Here is a 20,682-nt window from a genome sequence, read left to right as displayed (position 1 = left end):
TTCCGTCGCGGCACCGCGGCCCGCATAATCCGCTGAACCGCCGGATACGGACCCGTATGTCCGGTGGTGTGGGAGGGGCGGCGTCGCGAGACGCCCCCCTATCCCGATTTTGGGGCAAACTCTCTCCACCCGTCATTCCGGGGCGCGCGAAGCGCGAGCTACGATGCGCAATTGCGCATCCGAGAATCCATAACCACGAATGTCAGTTGGCTATCCCGGAATAGAGATCATCCCAATTCGGGTTTTTCTCCTCGATCAGGCGGGTCTTCCAATCCCGCCGCCACTTCTTGAGTTCTTTCTCGCGGGCGATGGCACTCGAAGGATCGTCTCTCCCTTCGTCATTCCGGGGCGGCGCGAAGCGCCGAGCCCGGAATCCATATCCACGAACGTCAATTGGCTATCCCCGGATAGAGATCATCCCAGTTCGGGTTCTGCTCCTCGATCAGGCGTGTCTTCCAGTCCCGCCGCCACTTCTTGAGCTCTTTCTCGCGGGCGATGGCGCTCGAAGGATCGTCGAAAATCTCGAATAGGACGAGCTTGTCGACGCCGTATTTGGTCGTGAAACCCGGAACGGTTTTCATCCTGTGCTCGTATACTCGGCGAACGAGGTCGTTGGTCACGCCGATGTAGAGCGTACCGTGCTTCTTACTTGCTAGGATGTAGACGTAGTACGCCAAAAGATCCGCCTGTGGTTATGGACTCCGGGCTCGCGCTTCGCGCGCCCCGGAATGACGGAGGAGAGACCTCCCCCCTCACCACACCTTCCCCATCCGCTCGAAGCGCGGCTCGCCCTGTTCGTTGAGCGACCAGAAGATCCGCACCGCTCGGCCGACGAGATTGTCCATCGGCACGAAGCCCATCACGGTCATCACGCGGCTGTCGGTCGAGTTGTCGCGGTTATCGCCGAGCACGAAGAAATGGCCCGGCGGCACCGTGTAGACGTTGGTATTGTCGAGATAGCCGTTGTCGATGCAGTCGTAGGTCACGTAGGACGCACCGTTCGGCAGCGTCTCGCGCCAGCGCTTGACCTTTGCGCCGGCATCGCCCCCGCAAATGGAGCCGGCGAATACCTCCTTCAGGGCGACGCGCGTCACCGGCTTGTCGTTGAGGATGAGCTGCTCCTGCCGCATCTGGATGCGGTCGCCGGGCAATCCGACCACGCGCTTGATGTAGTCGACGGACGTATCCTTCGTCGTGCGAAACACGACGACGTCGCCGTAATCGGGGTCGGCGGCCCGGAATCGGCCCGAGATCCAGGACGGCGCGAAGGGAAACGAATAGCGGCCGTAGCCATAGGCGTATTTGGCAACGAACACATAGTCGCCGACGACCAGCGTCGGGGCCATCGAACTGGACGGGATGTTGAACGGCTGGAACAGGAAGAAGCGAAACAGGAACGGCGGCGACCACAGCGCTGGGATCAGCAGGATCAGGATGACGATGGCCTTCCATTCGCGCGATTGCGCCGACGGCCGGATGGTTTCCTGAAGAGTGGTCATGTGCCTGCCCGATCAAGACTGTAGCCGTCGCGAGATTACGCAACCTTTGCGCGCGTGCGCAATCCCTGCACTCTCTGGACTTGGTCGCGCCGCGCTTGGATCGCGTTCATGCGCAGCCAGGCGCCCGTCAGTCGCGCGCAAAATCCCTGAAGCAGTGGCGCACCCATTCGATCGTGAGCCGCGTCGCCGGATCGCGCTTGAGGTGGTTCTGCACCAGCAGCCAGACGTCGCGCCGCCTGGGCAAAAGCGTCGCGCGCAGGCTGCGGTCGGCCAGCAAAGCCCCGCAGCTATGTTCGGGCAGCACGCCGACGGCCTGATGCGACTGGATCATGGTCCTGATGATGCGGACATTGTCGGTGACACAGCGAGCATTCGTCAGCCGCTTAGCACGCAAGAATTGCGCTTCAGGAATTGCGTCGAGCTCGTCCGGATAGACACAGGCGACCGGCTCGCTGCCTGCGCGATCGGCAGGTTCGAAGAAATACAGCCTGACATCGCCAAGCTTCGAGATCGTGAAGTCGCCCTTCTCCGGCTTGCGCAGGCGGATGGCGAGGTCGGCCTGCCAACGCGAGAACTTGACGTTGCCGCTGGAGGTCAGGAATTGCAGCGTGAGGCCGGGGTGATCGCGCAGGAAGGCGCTGGCGTGTGGCGCCAGCAGCTCTTCGGCGACCGCATTGGTCGAGGCGATGCGCAGGCGGCCGACCGGGCCCGGCTGGCTCTCACCGATGCGATCGATCGCCGCGACATGCGCGGCCATCGCGCTGACATGCTCGAGCACCGCCTCGCAATGCCGGGTCGGCCGGCGCAGGCCGTCGACTGCATCGAACAGCGGCACGCCGAGATCGCGCTGGATGCGCGCGAGCCGGCGACCGACGGTGGTCTCGTCGATGCGCAGCCGCGCGCTGGCGCCGGCATAGGTGCCCTCGTCCCTCACCGCCGCGATGATGCGCAGATCGTCCCAGTTCATCGGCGCGAGCCTAGCAGGCACCGCCGGTCCCTGCAAATCTGCAGCCATATGCTGCAATAGTCCTGCACAATGGCAGGCTCCCGCCGCGCTAGGGTTGCGTCATCCGATACTCCCTTAGAAGGCCTGACCAGCATGACCGCTCCAAAGACCCTGCTCGAACTTTCCGGCGCCGATCTCAATCCGCCAAAGCTCACTGATTCCTGCCTCGTGCTGATCGACATCCAGAACGAATATCGCGCCGGCCCCCTCGCATTGCCGGATGCGGAGCCCGCGATCGTCATCGCCGCGAACCTGCTCGCGCGCGCACGACAGAGCGGCGCTGCGATCTTCCATGTCGCGCACAAGGGACGTGCCGGTGGCCTGTTCGACCGCGAGGCCGAGCGCGGCGCGATCGTCAAGAGTCTGACGCCGCTCGCGACCGAGCCCGTGATCGAGAAGGCGCTGCCGAACGCTTTTGCCGGCACCGACCTGCAAGCCCGGCTGGCGGCAACCGGACGCACCAACATCGTGCTGGCGGGCTTCATGACCCACATGTGCGTCAGCTCGACCGCGCGCGCCGCGCTCGACCTCGGCCTGCGCACCACGATCGCGGCCGATGCCTGCGCCACCCGCGACCTGCCCGATGGGCACGGCGGCGCGCTATCCGCAAGGACCATCCACGAGGTCGCGGTGGCGGAATTGTCGGATCGTTTCGCGATCATCGCGCGCAGCGACGCGCTGACCTGACGGAGCGCAACGATGCTGCAGCTCTATTTCTTTCCAATGGCCTGCTCGCTCGCCAGCCGCATCGCGCTGATGGAGGCCGGCATCGAGGCGCACTATCACCTCGCCCATATATGGACGAAGGAGGTCGTGGACGACGGCAGCGACTTCCGCGGCATTTCGCCGAAGGGCGCGGTGCCGGTCCTGGTCCTGGAGAACGGCGAACGGCTGACCGAAAGCGCGGCGGTGCTGCAATACATTGCCGATTTGAAGCCTGAGGCGGGCCTTGCGCCACGGTTCGGCGATCCCGATCGCTATCGCCTGCAGGAATGGCTGAGCTTCATCGGCGCCGAGATCCACAAGGCGTTCCTGTTTCCGACCTTCTGGTACAAGGATGACGGCTCGCTTGCCAAGCCGCGAGCGAGGATCGCGCAGACATTGTCGGTGCCATCAGCGCATCTTGCGGACCGCGAATTCCTGGTCGGTAACCGGTTCACCGTCGCGGATGCCCACCTCACCTGGGCCTTGCTGCTGCTCCGTCCGGCAGGCGTCGACATCGCGCAATGGCCGTCGTTGTCAGCCTATATCGAACGCATGCAGGCGCGCCCCGCCGTCCTGGGCGCGATTGCGACGGAGATGGCGCTGCGCAAGACCGTGGCGGCAAACCCGGCGTGACAGGTCGCGCGATGATCGGATGAACAAGGCAGCCGGGCCCGCGCCGGCGCTGCGCTCACGCGTTGCACCGATGTGTCTGGTGCAGGCGATGACGACGGGCTAGATCTTGCGACCGACTGACGTTTCACAACGGGAACAAGATCATGACATCGCATGACACTGCGAAGCTATTAGCCGGCAAGGTTGCGCTGGTGACCGGTGCGGGGCGCGGGCTCGGCCGCGCGTTTGCAGAGAAGCTTGCCGCACTCGGCGCTGACGTCGCCATCCACGGCATGCGCGAAAACGGGCCGGCGGAATATGGCGAGGGCACCACCCTCACCGCGGTCGCCGCACAGATCGGCCAGCAATTCGGTGTCCGCAGCCGGCGCGTGCTCGGCGATCTCACCAAGGGCGACGACATCACGCGCGTGGTTGCCGAGACGGAAGACGCGCTCGGCCCGATCGACATCCTCGTGCACAATGCCGGCGGCGACATCGCGGCGGCCGGCGGCAAGCCCGATCCGAACGACGCGGTGAACATCAAGGAGGCCGATGTGCGCGCGGTGCTGGAGCGCAATCTGCTCAGCACCATCCTGACCTGCCAGGTGGTCGCGCGCGGCATGATGGAGCGGCGACGAGGCCGCATCGTCACGCTTGGCTCGGTCGCCGCCTTCAAAGGGCGCACCAACGGCTCGATCTATGCGGTGTCAAAGGCAGGCGTGACCCACTTCACGCGATGTCTGGCCGACCAGCTCCGCCCCTACGACATCGCCGTCAATTGCATCGCGCCCGGCGATACCCGCACCGGCCGTTTCCTCGGCACCCGCGCGGTGGACCCGAACCGGATGGTCGAAACCGGCACGCTCGATCGCATCGCGACCGTCGACGAGGTCGCGCGCGTCGTCGAATTCTTCGCAGGTCCCATGGGTGCGTTCGTCTCGGGCCAGGTGTTGAGGATCGACGGCGGCGGACAGTGCTGGCCGGGCTGAAAACAGCGCCCGCGAAGCGGAAAAAGAAAGGGCCGCTGCAAGCGGCCCTTTGCACCATCCAAAATTGGCCGCGGATCACTGCACCCGCGCCAGCACCGCAAGCTTGCGGATGCCCTTGTTGCGGTAGGCGTCGAGGAACGCGTAGTAGTCCTTGAACGACACGCAGCCGTTGGAGTCGCCGTTCGGCCCGAGCATGAAGGTGTGGGCGAGCAGGCCGTCGCGGCCATAGATCGCGCTCTCGCCGCCGATCGGGGTCAGGCGCAGCGCCGGCACGCCGTGGAACAGCGCTTCGCGCGGCTTCAGCGTGTAGATGTGCGGCGGCGTCACGCCGCGCATGCGCACGCGCTGGGAGCGCGGATCGTCGAGGTTGGAGCCGAGGCCGGAATGCGCCTCGAGCTTGGTGCCGTCGGGCAGATAAACCGTCTTCGCGGTGATGTCGTAGACCGCGGTGTCGCGCTCATAGGGCGGCGCACCGCCGAACATCGGATTCTGCTCCTTCGGCGCGATGGCAGCGGTCACGCTGGCATCGGCCGAGGCATAGGCCAGCAGTCCGCCGGACGACTCACGCTTGCCCCAGAGCTTCTCGACCATCGACTGGCGCGGCCCGGTGATCGACATCACCGCCGCCTTGGCGCGATCGGCGAAGGATTTTGGTTTTGCTTCAGGCGCCGGCACGACCTGGGCCGGATCCGCCGAGGCCACCTGCACCGGCGCATCAGCGCCGCGCTTGGCCTTCGCAGCATCCGCGATCTTCGCAGGGCCCTGCGGCTTCAACACGTCCGCGACCTTCGCGATCACGCCGGGCTTCGGGGTGTCCTTCGACGTGTCCTTGGCCTCGGCAACCCTGGTTGCGGGGGCGGCGGGCGCGGCGCTGGCCGCATTCGATTCCACGCCCTGCGTCGCAGCCGCGGCAAAGCGCTCGTTGAACATCTCGCGCGAGATCGGCGCGGCGACCTGCAGCCGGTCGGGCAGCAGCGCGAAGGCCTCGTTGATGGCCTCGCTCGCTTCGCGCAGCGCTACCTTGGGCGCGCGCTTGATCACGGGCTCGTCGTAGCCGGTGCTGCCGACCGTCGGATAGACGCTGGCGCCGAGGATGTTGCTGTAGACGGCCCAGCCGGCGCCGAGCACGACGCAGCCGATCGCCGCGGCGCCAAGCCAATTGGTGGTGGCCATTTTCCGGGAAGACTTCCGAGAAGATTCTTTGGACTTCCGTGCCGCGTTACTCTGCGCAGCGATACTCGTACTCATTCGCCTTGCGTCCAGGACGGTGTCACTCAGTCCCCCTTCAAAGTGCCGCTGGTCACGATCCGGAAACAGCATCTCGCAGGAGGTCGGAGCGTCATTAAGGCGACTTTTAGTTAAATGCAGATTAAGTTCGGGCGGATATGGGGCACTCGTTAACGCTGTCCCATTTCGAGAAAAAAGCCCGCAGAACTACGGACTTAGTTGAAACTGTTAACCATAATTCTCGGCCGGTTCAGCGCGAACAACAGGCGTCTCCGCCCGCGTCCATGACGCACTCAACCGAGGCCTTTTCGTGATCATCAAACTGGTCTGATCATAGCGCCGAAGCGTTGCGCGAAGCTGGTGCGCGCTGGCTCGCTTTCGATGCGCGTGACGGGCGGAGCCAAGCCGGTCTGCGGCAACGCTCACGCGCATCACGCATCGCGCACCGAGGCGCTCGCGCGGGGCCGCGCCCTGACCGAAAGTTGATCGCGCCGGTCTGGAAAAGGCCGCGGCGGCAAAATAGTTGCCACAGCGGCACTTTTCAGCAGTCTCTGCACGTGATACGGTACCGTATCAACGTCGCCTTAGATCTGTGCCGAGCACGCAAACGGAGGCTGGCATGAGAGGGTTCGCGCGCGCCGGATTTTTTGCTCTGGCGTGGTCGCTCCTGTTGATGGGATACGCGGCCGCACAGCCTGCCAATGCGGGCTGCACGTCCTCGCCATCCGCTGCCGGCACACAGGCATGGCGCTGTGACAACGCCATCACCATCGTTGCTGAAAATGGCGCCAGATTTGAACTTAAGGACGCCAACCGCGACGGACATATTGACTCCGTGGAGCTGAGCGGCAAGGCGCTGCTGATCGAGGTGCCGAAGAAGCCCGGCGGCAATCGCTTCAAGGTGCTGACGCCGCAGGCGATCGCCGCGGTGCGCGGCACCAGATGGGCAGTCGATGTCGCCGAGGCCAAGACCTCCGTCTTCGTCGCCGATGGCCGCGTTGGCGTGAGCCGCAGGACTCGCGGACGCGGCGTCGTTCTAGGCCCCGGCGAAGGTGTCGATGTGGAAGCGACCGGCCCGCTGACCGTCAAGACATGGGGCCAGCCGCGCGTCGACGCGCTGATGGCAAGACTCGGCCAATAAGGTTGGTTCAATAACGCCCGGACAACAGAGCAGATAGCAGTACGACGTTATGAATAGACGCGTTCAGATCCTGGTGGCACTCCTCCTCACCGCGCTGTGGGGCGCGGGCATCTATGCCGCCCACACCAACGGGCATCTGCGTTTTCTCGATCGCCTCGAGGCGACGCTGACGGATTGGCGGACCCAGGTGCGCGGCGTGCAATCTCCACCCGATCTCGTCACCATCGTCGCGATCGACGATACCGTCGTGAAGCGCGGCGGCAGCTATCCGCTGCCGCGCGCCGATCTCGCCCGCGTCGTCGACACCATCGTGCAGTTCAAGCCGAAGGTCGTCGCGATCGACCTCTTGCTGGTCGACCGCAACGCCGCGATCGGAGACGCCACGCTGGCGAACACGCTTGCCACCGGTCCCATGGTCCTCGCCGCCGCGGCGATCTTCCCGTCTGCCAGCGAGACCGTGGCGCCGAGTAGCGAAGGCCCCCTCGCCGACCTGCCGCAGGCCGAACGGTTCCTGCTGCCGTTGCCGGCTTTCGCCGACCACGCCGAGATCGGCGTCGTCAACGTCGCGACGGGACAATCGGGCTCGCCGCTCTCCGTGCCGATGCTGTTCCGGACGCGCGACAGGGTCGAGCTGTCGTTCCCCCTGCGCGTCGCGGCGCGTGCGCTCGACAAGCCGCTGACGATCGCGCCAGACCAACTCCTGCTCGGCGATCGCGCGGTGCCGACCGACACCGACTTCGCGCTGCCAATCACCTACTACGGTCCGCGCCGGACCATCCGCACCGTAAGCGCGCAAAGCATCTTCGACGGCACGCTCAATCGCGCGGCGATCGAGAACCGGATCGTCGTGATCGGCGCCGCGGTTGCCGGCGGCGGCGACTTCTATCCGACGCCGTTCGATTCCCTGATGCCCGGCGTCGAGGTGGTCTCCACCGCGATTACCCATCTCGTCGCCGGCGACAGCATCGTGCGCGACCGCAAGGTTCACATCGCCGACGCGCTTGCCGCGATCATGCTGCCGGTGCTGCTGGTGGGCCTGCTCGCGTGGCGGCGCAGCGCGCCCGGCCTCGTCGCAGCGGCCGTGCTGATGATCGCATGGGCCGGGCTCAATCTGTTCGCGTTCACCCACGGCGTCTGGCTGAACGCCGCGACCACGCTCGCCGCCGCAGTGCCGCCGGTTGCGGTCTTTGCCGGCGTGCAGTTGTGGGCGGGAGGCCGCCGCACGCAATATCTCGCGGCCAAGAGCCAATCGCTCGCGCAATTCCAGGCACCCGCAGTGCAGGAATGGCTCGCGCGCGATCCGAATTTCCTGTCGAAGCCGGTCCGGCAAAACGGTGCCGTCGTCTTCATCGATCTCTCCGGCTTCACGGCGCTGAGCGAAAAGATCGATCCGGACGAACTCCAAGATCTGCTCAAGGCGTTTCACGCGCTGATCGACAAGGCTGCGGTCGGCTGCGGTGGCATGATCACCGGCTTTCTAGGCGACGGCGCCATGATCCTGTTCGGCCTGCCGAGCGCGATGCCGGATGATGCGGCGCGCGCGCTGAAATGCGCGATCGACCTGCATCGCGGCGTCGAGCGCTGGATCGGCACCCTCCCGCCGGCGATCGGTGGTCGGCTCGGGTTCAAGATCGGCGCGCATTTCGGCCCGATCGTGGCCTCCCGCCTCGGCGAAAGCCATCAGCACATCACGGCGACGGGCGACACCGTCAACGTCGCGAGCCGTCTGATGGAGGTCGCCGCCCGGAACGATGCGCGGCTTGCGCTGACCGATACCCTGCTGGAGGCGGCCGACTTCCAAGGCACGCCCGACGGAATCCTGTCAGGCCCCCTGCTCACACAGGTCCGCGGTCGATCCGGCGTCGTCACGGTATGGTTCTGGCGCGACCAGGACAGGCCCAGCCAGGCCGCCACCAGGGCCGAGATGATCGACTGAGGGCGACTAGAGCTTCGTTCCGATAGAAGCGGAACGAAGCTCTCGATTCTTGTTTTGACGCGTTTTCTTCACGCGAGCCGGCATCCACTTCGCTGGAAAACGCTCTACCGCGCTTCGGGCGGTGGCGAGCGGTCCAGCACGTCGCCCTTGGCGCCTTCCAGAAGATCGATGCCGTAGGTCTCGACCACGAGCGGCCCCCGCTTGCGCTGCAACTCGGCGACACGCGTCACCTGCGCAAAGAGGTCGTTGAGGAACGGGTGGCCGTCGGGGCGAAGCTCATCGACATAGAGCAGCTTGCCCGCAAGCAGCTTCGGATCGGGCTCGGGCACGTTGACCCAGCGGATGCGCTGGCTCTGCTGCGCCACGCAGGTGCCGCGCGGCAGATAGAAGGCGAGCCAGCCCGTGGTGCCGTAGTCCGACGCAAGCACGCAGGTCGCACCAACGCGCGCGCGCACGGCCTCGATCTCGGCAGCGAGCTCGCGCCAGCCGACGCCGACGCTGCGCACGGTTGCATCACGGCGATAGCCGGATAGCCAGCCCGTATTGGCCTGCACGATGAGCGCTGCAAACATCACGATGCCAACGGGCGCGGCCCAGCGCAGGCAGAAGTCCGCCAGGCGCCGCTCACGAGGCTTCCACTGCACGAGATTGGCGGCCGCGGCCGCGGCGACGACGAAGGGCGGATAGACCGGCGCGAACCAGTTGGCCTCGACGCGGGCATGCAGCGAGTGCCAGACGAAATAGGCAACGATGGTCCAGAACATCGCCTCGATCAGCACGCGCGAGGCCAGCGCGCCTGCCCTGCGCCAGGTCAGCGCATGCAGGCCCATCGCGCCGAGGATGAAGACGAGCGGCGTTGCGAACGCGATCTGCGTCGGGATCAGCTCGGCGATGAAAACGGGACGGAAATCCTCGATCTTCGCGCGCCCGAGCTGCTTTGCGAACGAGACCCATTGATGATCCGCGTTCCAGAAGATCACCGGCGAGAACAGCGCCAGGGCAACGAGGCCGCCGAGATAGGGCCAGGGCGAGAGAAACCAGCGCCTGAGTTTCGGCACCGCCGCGAGCCAGATCAGGATCGCGGCGCCAAAGAACATCGCGGTGTATTTCGACAGCAGCGCCGCGCCGACCGCTGCGCCGACCGCGAGCCACCAGCCGCCGCGACCGGTTTCCAGGACCTTTGCGAGAAAGAACAGCACGAAGCTGGAGGCAACCAGCAGCGGCGCATCCGGCGTCACGATCAGCGTGCCGATGGAGACCATCATCGTCACGTTGAGCAGGATGGCGCTGGTCGCGGCCACGCGCGCGCCGCCGAACAGGATCGCGGCGGAGCGATAGATCGCATAGCTCATCGGCAGCGCGAGCAGGATCGAGACCAGACGGACGCCGAGCTCGGTATCGCCGGCGATCATGGTGCCGGCACGGATCACATAGGCGACCATCGGCGGGTGGTCGTAATAACCGCCCGCCAGGCTCTTCGACCACATCCAGTAATAGGCCTCGTCGAAGGTAATCGGCGTGAGCGCCGCCGCGACAAGCCGCAAGCCTACCAGCGCAAGAATCACCAGCGCCGTATTGCGGACGATCCGCGCGTCAGCCCCGTCCATAACAGATTCCTTGGCGCGCTATTTCTTGCGCCAGACGAACAGTCCGGACATCGCGTAGTTCCACACCACGCCCATCAGCGCACCGGCCATGCCGGCCAGCCACCAGATCGGCTCCTGGTCGTAGACGGAGAAGGCGACGCCGACATTGGCGAGCAGGCCGACGCTGCACACGATGTAGAACGCGATCAGGCCGCGCAGCAGCGCAAAGCCCTTCAGGCGCTGGTCGCGATAGGTGAGGAAATTGTTGAGGATGAAATTGCTGGTCATCGCGACGAGCGCGCCTGCGGCCTGCGCCTCCGCGAACGGCACCTTGATCACCTCAAGCGCGATGAACAGCGTCGCCAGATGCACCACAAGGCCGAGGCCGCCGACCATCGCGAACAGAATGAAACGCAGCGAGACGATGTCGTTGGTCAGCTTGGCCAGCACCAGGCCAAGGAAGTCGAGCGCCACCATTGAGTCAAGCTTGCTCTCGCCGTGCTGGCGCGCGCCAAAGGTGTAGGGAACCTCAACTGCGCGCAACGTGCCATGCGCTGTGGCGACGAGGTCGAGCAGGATCTTGAAGCCGTGCACCGACAATTTTGGCGCGAGTTGCTCGAAACGGTCGCGGCGGACCATGAAGAAGCCGCTCATGGGATCGGCGATCTCGACCCGCAGCATCTTCTTTGCGACCTCGGTCGCCAGCGCGCTGGCACCGGCGCGCTGCTTGTTGAAACCTTCGCTCTTGTAGCCCTCGATGTAGCGGCTGCCGACGACGAGATCGGCCTTCCCGCTCACGAGCAGCGAGAGCATCTTCGGCAGCTGCGTCTCGTCATGCTGGAGGTCGGCGTCGATCACCGCCGCATAGGGCGCGCTGGAGGCAAGGATGCCTTCGATGCAGGCGCCCGACAGGCCGCGGCGGCCGATGCGGCGGACACAGCGCACGCGGTTGTCGCGCCGGGCCAGCGCGCGCACGACGTCCCACGTGCCGTCGGGCGAATTGTCGTCGACGAACACGACTTCCCAGGCGATGCCGGCCAGCACCGTCTCCAGCCGCCGGTACAGCACCGTGACATTGTCACGCTCGTTGAAGGTCGGCACGACGACCGACAATACCGGCGTCTCTTGAGCCTGCGGGGGGTTGCCGGGGCCCGGTCTGATCGCTTCATTCATGACGGCAGCGTATATCTGCCGCGTCCTGCGCTGCCAAGCCGGGGTTCTCGGGGGAACGGCCCAAAAGGGGCCCTAAAATGCCAACGACCCCGGAATGGCGAACCGCGCGTACATCCGGCGCAGGCCCAAGCTATTCCAAGGTCGTTCCAGCGACGGAGCTCATCGCTCGACGTCGCCGTTGGAGTGAAGATAGGAACGACAAAACCGCTTTGCAAGAGGGCGAAAGAGGCCTTTTCGGGCCCTTATTGGTTGGGCACTTCCCGAATCACCGGGCCTCGCGGCGCGGGCGCGGCAGGGGCTGCGGGCGCCGCGGCAGGGGCAGGCTCGACTTTCGCCGGCTTGGGCGGCTTGCCGTACTGGCCGATGGGCCCGAAGACGACGGCGATCGCTAGCACGATCGCCGCGACGATCGCGCCCAGAATGCCACCCACCGACTCAGACGACATGGAAGTCCATCCCTGCTCCAGATGCGCCCAGTGATACCATGGATGAGCGCGCAGCCGGAAGGGCTCCCGGCCGGCATCGGTTAACGGCGCTACTTCTGCGGCGGTCTGTGCTTGACGAAGGCCGTGACGATGTCTTTCTGCGCCGACTCGACCGTCCTGTTCGCGGTGGCGAGATGGGCGCCCGCGTCGATGTCCGGATACTGCGTGGTGAGATAATCGAGCAAGGCGACCCGGTAATATTGCCGCTCCGATGGACAGGCACCGGCGGCCGAGCGGCCAAAATCCTGTTCCGACAGGCCCTGATTGCTGCCGCGCGAATATTCCCGTGCCAGGCAACGCCAGTAATCGTCGCGGCCCTGCATGGCGAGCTTCTACGCGCCCTTGGCATCGTCATCGTCAGCCATGGCAGCAGATGTCATCTCCCACCATCAGCATCCGCATCTTGTTCTCCTTCTTCGGATCGGGGCGATCATGCCGGAGGTCGACCATGAGACGCCATCCTAGCGCGGTGGTCGCACTGCGTGTTAGGTTTCTTCCCCGATGACTAGCGCCGTCCGGATCAGCGCAACGATGCGGGCGAGCTTGGTAAGCATGGAACGTGGCTATCCCGGTCAAGAGCCAAGGGGATCAGTGTATGGACATGCCGACCTCCGACAAGGACGTTCAAGCTGCGCCAGACCCGGCCGGCGACGAACACACGAAGAACCCGCACAACGCGACGCGTGCTCCTTCCATCATTGTCGGCATCGTCGCCGTCGTCGTTGCAGCGCTATCTATCTTCTATTTGCTGCGGCCGGAGCCGCTGCTGGTGCAAGGCGAAGCCGATGCCACACGGCTGGATATCGCTGCGCGTGTCGATGGGAGGGTCAAGGAGATACCTGTCCAGCGTGGCCAGAACGTTCCTGCGGGCGCCGTCCTCGTACGGATCGATAATCCCGAGACATTGGCCAAATTCGAGCAGATGAGATCGGCAAAGGCCGTCGCGGACGCCCAACTCGCCAACGTCCTCGTCGGAACGCGCGTGGAGACCATCGCAGCACGCAAGGCCGAAATGGAACGCGCGCAGGCGGCGATGGTGCTGGCGCAGAAGACCTTCGATCGCACGCGGATCCTGACCGAGCAGGGAAACGCGCCACAGGCCCGCCTTGACCAGGTGACCGATACCCTGCACGAGAGCGAACGCGCCATCGACCAAGCCAAGTCGGCCTACGAACAGGCCGTCAACGGCTACACGAAGGAAGAGCGGGCGATTTCCCGGGCCAATGTCGAGAAGGCCAACGCCGATATCCAGAGCGTTCAATCCATCATCGACCAGCTCGTCATCTATGCGCCGATCGCCGCGCAGGTCTATCAACGCAACATCGAGCCTGGCGAGTATGTGTCGCCGGGCGTTCCGCTCGTGACCTTGATCGATCTGGCCGATGTCTGGATCCACTTCGATCTGCGTGAGGATCTCGTCAAGGACCTCAAGGTCGGTGATCGGTTTGATGTCCGCATTCCGGCTCTCGATGACCGCAGTGTCACGGTCGAGGTCAAGCTGATCGCAACCAAGGGCGAATATGCGAGCTGGCGCGCCACCCGTGCGTCGGGCGCTTTCGACTTGCGGACGTTCTCCATCCGCGCCTACCCGGTGCAACCGGTGCCCGAACTGCGACCGGGAATGAGCGCCTATCTCGACTGGCGGTCGCGGAAATGAGGTCGGCTCCCAAGCCCGGATTTCTTCTGGTCGCGCGGCGCGAGTGCCGCTGGCTGTTTCATGATCGGGTCGCGTTGCTTCTGATCTTTGGCGTGCCGCTCTTTGCGTTCGTTGTTCTGACCACCATCTTCAGCCATCCGGTCATCCGCGGGCTGGGGGTGACAATCGTCGACGAGGACAAGTCGGACGCGTCGCGCGCTCTGGTGGAATACGTCGCGGCCTCTCCGAGCCTGAGCATCGTGGACCGCTCCGGCACGCTGTCCACGGCCGTGCAGGACATACGATCCGGCAAGGCGATCTCGGCCATCTTTATTCCGCCGGATTTCGAGCGCGACCTGAAGGCCGCGCGTCGTCCGCAGGTCGTCGGGTTCTACAACCAGCAATTCCTGACGGCGGCCGGCATTGCCTCCTCGGGCCTGAGCGACAGCCTTTCCGCAGCGGCCAATGTCGCTGCCCCCGCCAAGCGCGCCGCGCCCGCGCCGGCATCCCTGGGTGCGATGACGGGAGAGACCATTGCGCTGGTCAATCCGCAGAAGAACTATGCCCAGTTCCTGCTGCGCGCGCTGCTGCCCACGATCATTCATGTCGTGATAACGCTTGCTGCCGGCTATTCGGTCGGCTCCGAATTCCGCCGTCGCGACGCACGGGCCTGGCTCGCAAGTGCCGGCGGCGATCCGGTCGTCGCGCTGGCCGGCAAGCTCGCGCCGCTGCTTGGCATCTTCGTCCTGCTCATGCTGGCCGAGCCGCTCGTTCTGGAGGGCGTGCTGCAAATCCCCTTCAGGGGAGACGTGCCGTTGATCGTCGCCTCGGGCTCCCTCCTGATCATTGCTTACCTGTCACTCGGCGCCTTGCTGCAACTGCTGGCCGGCGATCTCGCGACCGGGCTCGGACTCGCGGGTCTGATTGCGTCTCCCGCCTTCGGCTATGCCGGCGTCGGCTTTCCCACGATCGGCATGAACACGTTCGCGCAAGTCTGGAGTGCGATCCTGCCGCTGCGCTGGTACATGGCCGTCCTGCTCGGACAGGCAGCCCGTGGTGTGCCTGTTGCGGATTCCGCCGTTCCCTTCGCCGCGCTCGCGGGACTTACCGTGCTCTTTGCCGCTCTCGCCTTGCTGCGCATGGCGAGCCTGACGCGCAAGGGCTGGTTCGAGTCGGTGCGGCCGGCCGGGCCGCCGGTCGAGGCGCCGGCACCGCGCGGTATCGGCGGCGCCTTCGCCGCGGAGTGGCGGCGCGTGCTGGGAACCCGGAGCGCGTTCAGCGTGCTGTTCCTTGCGCCGCTGGTTTACGGGATTTACTACCCGCAACCCTATCTGAACCAGATCCTTCGCAAACTGCCCATCGCTGTGGTCGACAATGATCTCAGTGATCTCAGCCGCCGGATGGTCGAAACGCTGGATGCGAGTGGCGCGCTGAGCGTTGCGGTTCGCGCGCGCACGCTCGCTGACGCGCATGCCGCCGTCAATCGCGGGAGCGCTTTTGCCGTCGTCGAGATCCCGGCAGGCACCGAGCGCGACGTGCTCAAGGGCGTCACCGCGCACATCCCGATCTACGCGGATGCCACCTACCTGTTCATGTTCAGATCGACCGCTAGCGGCGTCGCCACGGCCATCGGCACATTGGCCTCCGAACTCATCTCGCGCGGCGCACGCACGGACGGAAGCCTCATCAAGGCGAAACTGGCGAGCTCGAGCCCGGCCGACATTCTGCTCCAGCCGATCTTCAATCCGGTCGGCGGCTATGCGAGCTATATCGTTCCGGCGGCGTTCGTGCTGATCCTGCAACAGACCCTCTTGATCGGCGCGGCTATGTTGACCGGGACGGCGCTGGCCACGGGAGGCGGCGCGTTCGCCGGCGTGCTCGGCCGCGGCGTCGCCCACCTGACCCTCTATCTTCCGGCGCTCGCGCTTTATCTCATCGTGCTGCCACGGATCTACGGCTTCTCGACACTCGGCCAGCTGCCCCAGATTTTCGCGCTAGCGACCATCTTCCTGCTGGCGACGAGTTTCATGGGACAGGCGATCGGGGCGTGGTTCACGCGGCCGGAGAACGCGACCCTCCTTCTGCTCGCAACCAGTCTGCCCCAGTTCTTCACCGCGGGCTTCGCATGGCCGCGCGAGGCCATCCCCGATGCGGCCCGGGCGCTCGGACGGCTATTCCCGGCCGACTTCGCAATCGACGGCCTCGTGCGCGTCAACCAGCTCGGGGCCAATATCTGGGAGGTCGCGCATGACTGGTTCGCATTGTGGTGGCTGGCGCTTGCCTATTTCGTGCTCGCCGTGATCTCGGCTCTTGCCACCAGGAGAGGACGGGAACATGCGCAAGGCTAGGCGTGTCGCGCTGGTGATCATCCCGCTCGTGCTCGTCGCGGGCGCCCTCATTTACGCCGCCCGCCGGTCCGGATCGCCGGCCCCGATCGTCGGCGTCGTACGGACGACGGAAGTCAGGGTAGAGCCGGAAGTGAATGGCCAACTCACTGCGATCGCGGTCGGGAAAGGCGCCTATGTGCATGCCGGTGATGTCCTGGCGCGGCTCTCCGCGGTGGAGTTGACGGCGCAGGTCGACCAGGCGCGGGCCGCGCTTGCCTCCGCAATCGCAAGCCGCGACAACGTCTATGCCGGCGTCCGTCGTGAGCAGGTCGATTCCCTGAAGGCAGCGATCGCCAAGGCGAGCGCCCGCCTCGCTTACGTGCAGGCGCAGCTCACGCGGACCAGCACGCTGGCGCGTCAGAGCTTCGAGTCCCAGCAGGCGCTCGACCAGGCTGAAAACGACGTCGCCAGCGCGAGCGCCGACGTGGCGGAGGCGCAGGCGAATTACGATGCGGCCGTGGCGGGCCCGACCCAAGAGGAACGCGCGATCGCCGACGCGCAGGTACAGGCCGCAGCCGCCGCCGTCACCGTGCTCGAGCGCCGTCTCGACAAGATGGTCTTGCACGCACCGGTCGACGGCACGGTCAGCGTCATCGCCGCCGAGCTCGGCGAGAACGTCCGCGCCGGTCAACCGATCCTGATGGTCGAGGCGGCGGGCAAGCAATGGTTGTCGTTCAACGTCCGCGAGGACCATCTCGATGGTCTCGCGGTGGGGCAAACCGTTGCCGTGAGCCAGAACGGTGCCGATGCTGCGCTCAACTCCGTCGTCACCGAACTGCGGCCATTAGGGACCTTTGCGACCTGGCAGGCCGAGCGAGTCATCGGCGATCACGATCGCAACACGCTTCGTTTGCGGCTCGACCCCAAGCGGGAGACGGCAGACCTCGAGCCGGGCACGACCATCTGGATCGCGCGGTGAGGGATGCCGCAATTCAGGAGCTTCTATTCACAGCAAGAGCCGTGACCACTTCATTGCTGTCGACGCCTTGGTCTGGCGCGAAGAGCCCGCCATCGTGCGCGGCCAGGCGAGGCGCCAAGAATCACCGGTTGGCTGATCTGAGCGATCGGGCTTTCCAGGCGGCTCAAGGTAGATTGCCGACGATCGAAGCGTGGCGGGACAACTCGATCCAGTTTCCACCGGGGTCGAGGATCATCGAGATCCGGCTACGCTCTTGAGGCCGCTCACGAAGCCGATCTTTCTGTCAGATTGTCAGCCACCGACAATGCCCCGCCGAGTCAGAAAACTGGCCAATCACATCTGGTTTGATTAGGATGACGCCTCTCCCTCCCGTCGATGCGAGATTCTCCCGTGGCCAAAGCAAAAACTGCGTCCAAAAAATCCGGCAACATCTTCATCGGTATCGGCGGCTGGACCTTCGAGCCCTGGCGCGGCGTGTTCTATCCGGAGAAGCTGACGCAGGCGAAGGAGCTGTCTTACGCTGCGTCGAAGCTGACCTCGATCGAGATCAACGGCACCTATTACGGCTCGCAGAAGCCGGAGAGCTTTCGCAAATGGGCGAGCGAGGTGCCCGATGGTTTCGTGTTCTCGGTGAAGGGGCCGCGCTTCGCCACCAACCGCCGCGTGCTTGCCGAGGCCGGCGATTCCATCAAGCGGTTCTATGATTCCGGCGTGCTGGAGCTCGGCGACCGTCTTGGGCCCGTGCTGTGGCAATTTGCGCCGACGAAAAAATTCGACGGCGCCGATTTCGGCAAGTTCCTAGAGCTGCTGCCGCGCAAGCTTGAGGGACAGGCGCTGCGTCATGTCGTCGAAGTCCGTCACGACAGTTTCTGCACGCCGGATTTCGTCGCGCTGATCCGCGAGTTCGAGACGCCGGTGGTGTTCGCCGAGCACGGCAAATATCCGGCGATCGCGGACGTCGCCGGCGATTTCGTCTATGCCCGGCTCCAGAAGGGCAATGACGAGATCAAGACCTGCTATCCGCCGAAGGAGCTCGATGCCTGGAGCAAGCGGTTTCAGGCCTGGGCTGAGGGAAGTGAACCGGACGACTTGCCGAAGGTTGACAAGGCAAAGCCGAAGAAGGAGCCGCGCGACGTGTTCGCCTACGTCATCCACGAGGGCAAGGTGCGCGCGCCAGCCGGCGCCATGGAACTGATCGCGCGGGTGAGCTGAGGGTAGCTCATGGCAAAGGCGACGAAGCTCTTTACCATCGGTTATGAGCAGACGCCGCCCAAGGCTGTGCTGGACGAGCTGGAACAGGCCGGCGTCAAGCTCGTGGTCGACGTGCGCGCAGTGACCTCCTCGCGCCGGCCGGGCTTTTCCAAGAAGCAGCTTTCCGCAGGCCTCGACGAACGCGGCATCGCCTATGTCCATCTCGCAGCGCTCGGCACGCCCAAGGAGGGCCGCCTCGCTGCCCGCAGCGGCCAGTACGACGTGCTGGAGAAGATCTACGCGAAGCACCTGAAGACGCCGCACGCCAGGGAAGAGATGGACGAACTCTCGGCGCTGGTGAAGAAGGCCGGTCCCGTCTGCCTGCTCTGCTACGAGCGCGACCACACGCACTGCCACCGCCAGATGATCGCGGAGATTATCGAGGAGCGGGATGGCGTGGCGGTGAAAAATTTGGCGGGGCGGCAGGTGTAGCTTTTCGTCCGGGAGCGCGAGTCGGGCCCCAAATCTAACTCTCGTCATTCTGGGGCGCGCACAGCGCGAGCCCGGAATCCATCGGGCCGCAGATTTGGTGGATCAATGGATTCCGGGCTCGGCGCTTCGCGCTGCCCCGGAATGACAGGTGGAGAGAGTTCGCCCGAATGGCGAAGAGCCTACCCCTCCCCCGCCAGGCGAAACGTCCCCTCCATCATCTGCACGCAACTGCCGCCGACATGGGCGGAGACGATCTTGCCATCCTGCTTGCGCACGCGCGTCAGGAGCAGGCTCGGGCGGCCCATGTCGACGCCCTGACCGACTGTGAGCTTCAATTCGCCGTCACGCATGGGATCGAGATCGGCGAATAGGGCAGCTGCGGCAACCGTCGCGCTGCCAGTGGCTGGATCCTCCGCAAAGCCGCTGGTGCCGCGCATGAACATGCGCGCCTGCCGCTCGCAAGGCGCCTCCGCCGCGGGCACATCGCGGGTATAGAACCATGCCGAGAAGGCACCGTCGCGCGGAAATAGCTTGCCGAAGGCCGCCGCATCGGGCCTCGCCCGCTTGAGCGCATCGCGCGAATGCAGCTCCATCACCAGAAATGGCGTGCCAACGCCGACGATCTGCGGCGTGTGACGGTCGACTTGGACATCCTCTGCATTGAGCGAAATGCAGCTTGCAGCATCAGCTGCCGACAATTGCGACAAACGCGCCAAGGGCTGCGGCGCTGTGAGTTCGGTGCTGATCACCCGGCCCTGCTCTCTGCGGATGTCGACCGGGACCAGCCCGGCCTTTTCCTCGAATAGAAGGCGCGGCTTCGGCTCCTTCGCCATCGTTGCCAGCACGAACGCGGTGCCGACATTGGGATGGCCGGCGAAGGGCAGCTCCCTGACCGGCGTGAAGATGCGCACCTCGGCATCATTGGCCTTGTCGCGCGGCGGCAGCACGAAGGTGGTCTCGGAATAGTTGAATTCGGTCGCGATGGCCTGCATCTGCTGTGTGGAAAGCCCGACGGCGTCGAGCACCACAGCAAGCTGGTTGCCGCCGAAGGCGCGGTCGGTGAACACGTCGACGGTAATGTAGCGGCGCTGCATCGCTGGTTTCCTTTACGCATGGCAGCCGCGACCGGCCGCATCGCGCGGCAGTCTACAAGCCGGCGATATCGTCCGTCATGCCCCAAAATTCGGAGCATTCGGAGCAATCATGAATGGGGTTTGCAAGCTTGCGCCGACTTACATCGCGTACGTTGCTCGCGACGCCGGGCTGGCGAACCTGGCCAGCCCGGCTTTCGCTTGCGTCGATCGTCAGTTGGTCATCTTGGGCACGCAAGGCGGCTGTTTGTAGGGTGCAGAGGCAAACGCGCCTTCCGCAGGAGCCCTGATGCAATCCGCTGTCGCGTGGGCTACAGCGCGCCGCGGGGTGACGTCGCGCGCGGCTGCGGCCTGGATTTGATAGACGGAAGCGGCAATCAGGGCGGCTAAAACAAGGGTAAATCGGGTCATTGGTTTTCTCCGCGTGACAAATGGAAGCCGACTTTTCGGCTTCCAGAATGCAAGAGCGGAAAACGCCGCGAGATATTTCATCACTGAAACGCGAGCGTCTTGCGAAGGCGCCTAGCAGGCTGTTGAAGAAGTCTTGGAACGGCGCGCGATGAACGGGATGTTGTCGCCGTTGAGGAGACAAATCTCCCCTTCGAGT

Annotated in this window: 19 protein-coding genes and 1 pseudogene; 10 read left to right on the top strand and 10 right to left on the bottom strand. The window is 65.0% G+C overall.

Annotated elements, in window-relative coordinates:
• Positions 1-389: 389 nt before the first annotated feature.
• The 3 genes from AC629_RS40675 to AC629_RS40665 all read right to left on the bottom strand — a co-directional run bounded on the left by AC629_RS40675 (position 390) and on the right by AC629_RS40665 (position 2,466).
• Entirely contained in the window at positions 390-677 is a 288-nt protein-coding gene (locus AC629_RS40675; RefSeq protein WP_084810293.1) for a GIY-YIG nuclease family protein, read from the bottom strand.
• A gap of 75 nt (positions 678-752) precedes the next feature.
• Complete coding sequence (lepB, locus tag AC629_RS40670; RefSeq protein ID WP_084810292.1) at positions 753-1,499, bottom strand: signal peptidase I; 747 nt, start codon at positions 1,497-1,499, stop codon at positions 753-755.
• A gap of 127 nt (positions 1,500-1,626) precedes the next feature.
• Positions 1,627-2,466 (bottom strand): LysR family transcriptional regulator, encoded by an 840-nt coding sequence (locus AC629_RS40665; RefSeq protein WP_084810294.1) that lies wholly within the window; start codon positions 2,464-2,466, stop codon positions 1,627-1,629.
• Between the two features lie 132 nt (positions 2,467-2,598).
• Between AC629_RS40665 and AC629_RS40660 the strand changes: the two genes are divergently transcribed.
• The 3 genes from AC629_RS40660 (at position 2,599) to AC629_RS40650 (ending at position 4,811) form a co-directional block, all read left to right on the top strand.
• Positions 2,599-3,192, top strand: a complete 594-nt coding sequence (locus AC629_RS40660; RefSeq protein ID WP_084810291.1) for a cysteine hydrolase family protein — start codon at positions 2,599-2,601, stop codon at positions 3,190-3,192.
• 12 nt (positions 3,193-3,204) lie between these two features.
• Entirely contained in the window at positions 3,205-3,843 is a 639-nt protein-coding gene (locus AC629_RS40655; RefSeq protein ID WP_084810290.1) for a glutathione binding-like protein, read from the top strand.
• A 143-nt stretch (positions 3,844-3,986) separates the two neighbouring features.
• Entirely contained in the window at positions 3,987-4,811 is an 825-nt protein-coding gene (locus AC629_RS40650; protein WP_084810289.1) for an SDR family NAD(P)-dependent oxidoreductase, read from the top strand.
• Between the two features lie 75 nt (positions 4,812-4,886).
• Here AC629_RS40650 and AC629_RS40645 read toward each other — a convergent pair whose 3' ends face one another.
• Positions 4,887-5,984 (bottom strand): DUF2778 domain-containing protein, encoded by a 1,098-nt coding sequence (locus AC629_RS40645; RefSeq protein ID WP_084810288.1) that lies wholly within the window; start codon positions 5,982-5,984, stop codon positions 4,887-4,889.
• A gap of 673 nt (positions 5,985-6,657) precedes the next feature.
• Here AC629_RS40645 and AC629_RS40640 point away from each other — a divergent pair.
• Entirely contained in the window at positions 6,658-7,179 is a 522-nt protein-coding gene (locus AC629_RS40640; RefSeq protein WP_084810287.1) for a FecR domain-containing protein, read from the top strand.
• 49 nt (positions 7,180-7,228) lie between these two features.
• Complete coding sequence (locus tag AC629_RS40635) at positions 7,229-9,115, top strand: CHASE2 domain-containing protein (RefSeq protein ID WP_084810286.1); 1,887 nt, start codon at positions 7,229-7,231, stop codon at positions 9,113-9,115.
• 104 nt (positions 9,116-9,219) lie between these two features.
• Here the strand turns inward: AC629_RS40635 and AC629_RS40630 are convergent, their stop codons facing one another.
• From AC629_RS40630 to AC629_RS40615, 4 genes and pseudogenes are all read right to left on the bottom strand, one after another.
• Positions 9,220-10,722, bottom strand: coding sequence for a glycosyltransferase family 39 protein (locus tag AC629_RS40630; RefSeq protein ID WP_084810285.1), 1,503 nt, complete (start codon positions 10,720-10,722; stop codon positions 9,220-9,222).
• Positions 10,723-10,740: 18 nt separating this feature from the next.
• Entirely contained in the window at positions 10,741-11,874 is a 1,134-nt protein-coding gene (locus tag AC629_RS40625; protein WP_084810284.1) for a glycosyltransferase family 2 protein, read from the bottom strand.
• A gap of 242 nt (positions 11,875-12,116) precedes the next feature.
• Positions 12,117-12,320 carry a hypothetical protein gene (locus AC629_RS40620; protein ID WP_084810283.1) on the bottom strand — a complete coding sequence of 68 codons (204 nt, stop codon included), beginning with the start codon at positions 12,318-12,320 and terminating at the stop codon, positions 12,117-12,119.
• A gap of 89 nt (positions 12,321-12,409) precedes the next feature.
• Positions 12,410-12,739: pseudogene (locus tag AC629_RS40615) on the bottom strand (hypothetical protein).
• Between the two features lie 215 nt (positions 12,740-12,954).
• On the opposite strand from AC629_RS40615, the gene AC629_RS40610 reads away from it, so the two are divergent.
• The 5 genes from AC629_RS40610 to AC629_RS40590 all read left to right on the top strand — a co-directional run bounded on the left by AC629_RS40610 (position 12,955) and on the right by AC629_RS40590 (position 18,984).
• Positions 12,955-14,016 (top strand): HlyD family secretion protein, encoded by a 1,062-nt coding sequence (locus AC629_RS40610; protein ID WP_084810282.1) that lies wholly within the window; start codon positions 12,955-12,957, stop codon positions 14,014-14,016.
• Positions 14,013-16,343: an ABC transporter permease gene (locus AC629_RS40605; protein ID WP_084810281.1), complete on the top strand. Its 2,331-nt coding sequence runs from the start codon at positions 14,013-14,015 to the stop codon at positions 16,341-16,343. The genes AC629_RS40610 and AC629_RS40605 overlap by 4 nt, the downstream gene beginning before the upstream one ends.
• Complete coding sequence (locus AC629_RS40600) at positions 16,330-17,301, top strand: HlyD family secretion protein (RefSeq protein ID WP_084810280.1); 972 nt, start codon at positions 16,330-16,332, stop codon at positions 17,299-17,301. The genes AC629_RS40605 and AC629_RS40600 overlap by 14 nt, the downstream gene beginning before the upstream one ends.
• A 375-nt stretch (positions 17,302-17,676) precedes the next feature.
• Positions 17,677-18,513, top strand: a complete 837-nt coding sequence (locus AC629_RS40595; protein ID WP_143199835.1) for a DUF72 domain-containing protein — start codon at positions 17,677-17,679, stop codon at positions 18,511-18,513.
• A 9-nt stretch (positions 18,514-18,522) separates the two neighbouring features.
• On the top strand, positions 18,523-18,984 hold the full coding sequence (locus AC629_RS40590; RefSeq protein ID WP_084810278.1) for a DUF488 domain-containing protein: 462 nt from the start codon (positions 18,523-18,525) through the stop codon (positions 18,982-18,984).
• A 179-nt stretch (positions 18,985-19,163) separates the two neighbouring features.
• On the opposite strand, the gene AC629_RS40585 is transcribed toward AC629_RS40590, so the two are convergent.
• Positions 19,164-20,078, bottom strand: coding sequence for a PhzF family phenazine biosynthesis protein (locus tag AC629_RS40585; RefSeq protein WP_084810277.1), 915 nt, complete (start codon positions 20,076-20,078; stop codon positions 19,164-19,166).
• Positions 20,079-20,288: 210 nt separating this feature from the next.
• Positions 20,289-20,567, bottom strand: a complete 279-nt coding sequence (locus AC629_RS40580; RefSeq protein ID WP_245332159.1) for a hypothetical protein — start codon at positions 20,565-20,567, stop codon at positions 20,289-20,291.
• Positions 20,568-20,682 lie beyond the last annotated feature (115 nt).

This window comes from Bradyrhizobium sp. NAS80.1 (assembly GCF_001908205.1).
Lineage (GTDB): Bacteria > Pseudomonadota > Alphaproteobacteria > Rhizobiales > Xanthobacteraceae > Bradyrhizobium.
The sequence above is the reverse complement of the archived record's forward strand: the minus strand, read 5'-3'. Positions and strand labels throughout refer to the sequence as shown.

Bases quoted from the DNA above. Each gene is read 5' to 3' on its own strand.
- AC629_RS40625 (WP_084810284.1), bottom strand. From the start codon at position 11,874: ATGAATGAAGCGATCAGACCGGGCCCCGGCAACCCCCCGCAGGCTCAA.
- AC629_RS40620 (WP_084810283.1), bottom strand. From the start codon at position 12,320: ATGTCGTCTGAGTCGGTGGGTGGCATTCTGGGCGCGATCGTCGCGGCG.
- AC629_RS40580 (WP_245332159.1), bottom strand. From the start codon at position 20,567: ATGAAATATCTCGCGGCGTTTTCCGCTCTTGCATTCTGGAAGCCGAAA.
- AC629_RS40655 (WP_084810290.1), top strand. From the start codon at position 3,205: ATGCTGCAGCTCTATTTCTTTCCAATGGCCTGCTCGCTCGCCAGCCGC.
- AC629_RS40585 (WP_084810277.1), bottom strand. From the start codon at position 20,078: ATGCAGCGCCGCTACATTACCGTCGACGTGTTCACCGACCGCGCCTTC.
- AC629_RS40660 (WP_084810291.1), top strand. From the start codon at position 2,599: ATGACCGCTCCAAAGACCCTGCTCGAACTTTCCGGCGCCGATCTCAAT.
- AC629_RS40595 (WP_143199835.1), top strand. From the start codon at position 17,677: ATGCGAGATTCTCCCGTGGCCAAAGCAAAAACTGCGTCCAAAAAATCC.
- AC629_RS40610 (WP_084810282.1), top strand. From the start codon at position 12,955: ATGGACATGCCGACCTCCGACAAGGACGTTCAAGCTGCGCCAGACCCG.
- AC629_RS40630 (WP_084810285.1), bottom strand. From the start codon at position 10,722: ATGGACGGGGCTGACGCGCGGATCGTCCGCAATACGGCGCTGGTGATT.
- AC629_RS40645 (WP_084810288.1), bottom strand. From the start codon at position 5,984: ATGGCCACCACCAATTGGCTTGGCGCCGCGGCGATCGGCTGCGTCGTG.
- AC629_RS40650 (WP_084810289.1), top strand. From the start codon at position 3,987: ATGACATCGCATGACACTGCGAAGCTATTAGCCGGCAAGGTTGCGCTG.
- AC629_RS40665 (WP_084810294.1), bottom strand. From the start codon at position 2,466: ATGAACTGGGACGATCTGCGCATCATCGCGGCGGTGAGGGACGAGGGC.
- AC629_RS40605 (WP_084810281.1), top strand. From the start codon at position 14,013: ATGAGGTCGGCTCCCAAGCCCGGATTTCTTCTGGTCGCGCGGCGCGAG.
- AC629_RS40635 (WP_084810286.1), top strand. From the start codon at position 7,229: ATGAATAGACGCGTTCAGATCCTGGTGGCACTCCTCCTCACCGCGCTG.
- AC629_RS40640 (WP_084810287.1), top strand. From the start codon at position 6,658: ATGAGAGGGTTCGCGCGCGCCGGATTTTTTGCTCTGGCGTGGTCGCTC.
- lepB (WP_084810292.1), bottom strand. From the start codon at position 1,499: ATGACCACTCTTCAGGAAACCATCCGGCCGTCGGCGCAATCGCGCGAA.
- AC629_RS40590 (WP_084810278.1), top strand. From the start codon at position 18,523: ATGGCAAAGGCGACGAAGCTCTTTACCATCGGTTATGAGCAGACGCCG.
- AC629_RS40600 (WP_084810280.1), top strand. From the start codon at position 16,330: ATGCGCAAGGCTAGGCGTGTCGCGCTGGTGATCATCCCGCTCGTGCTC.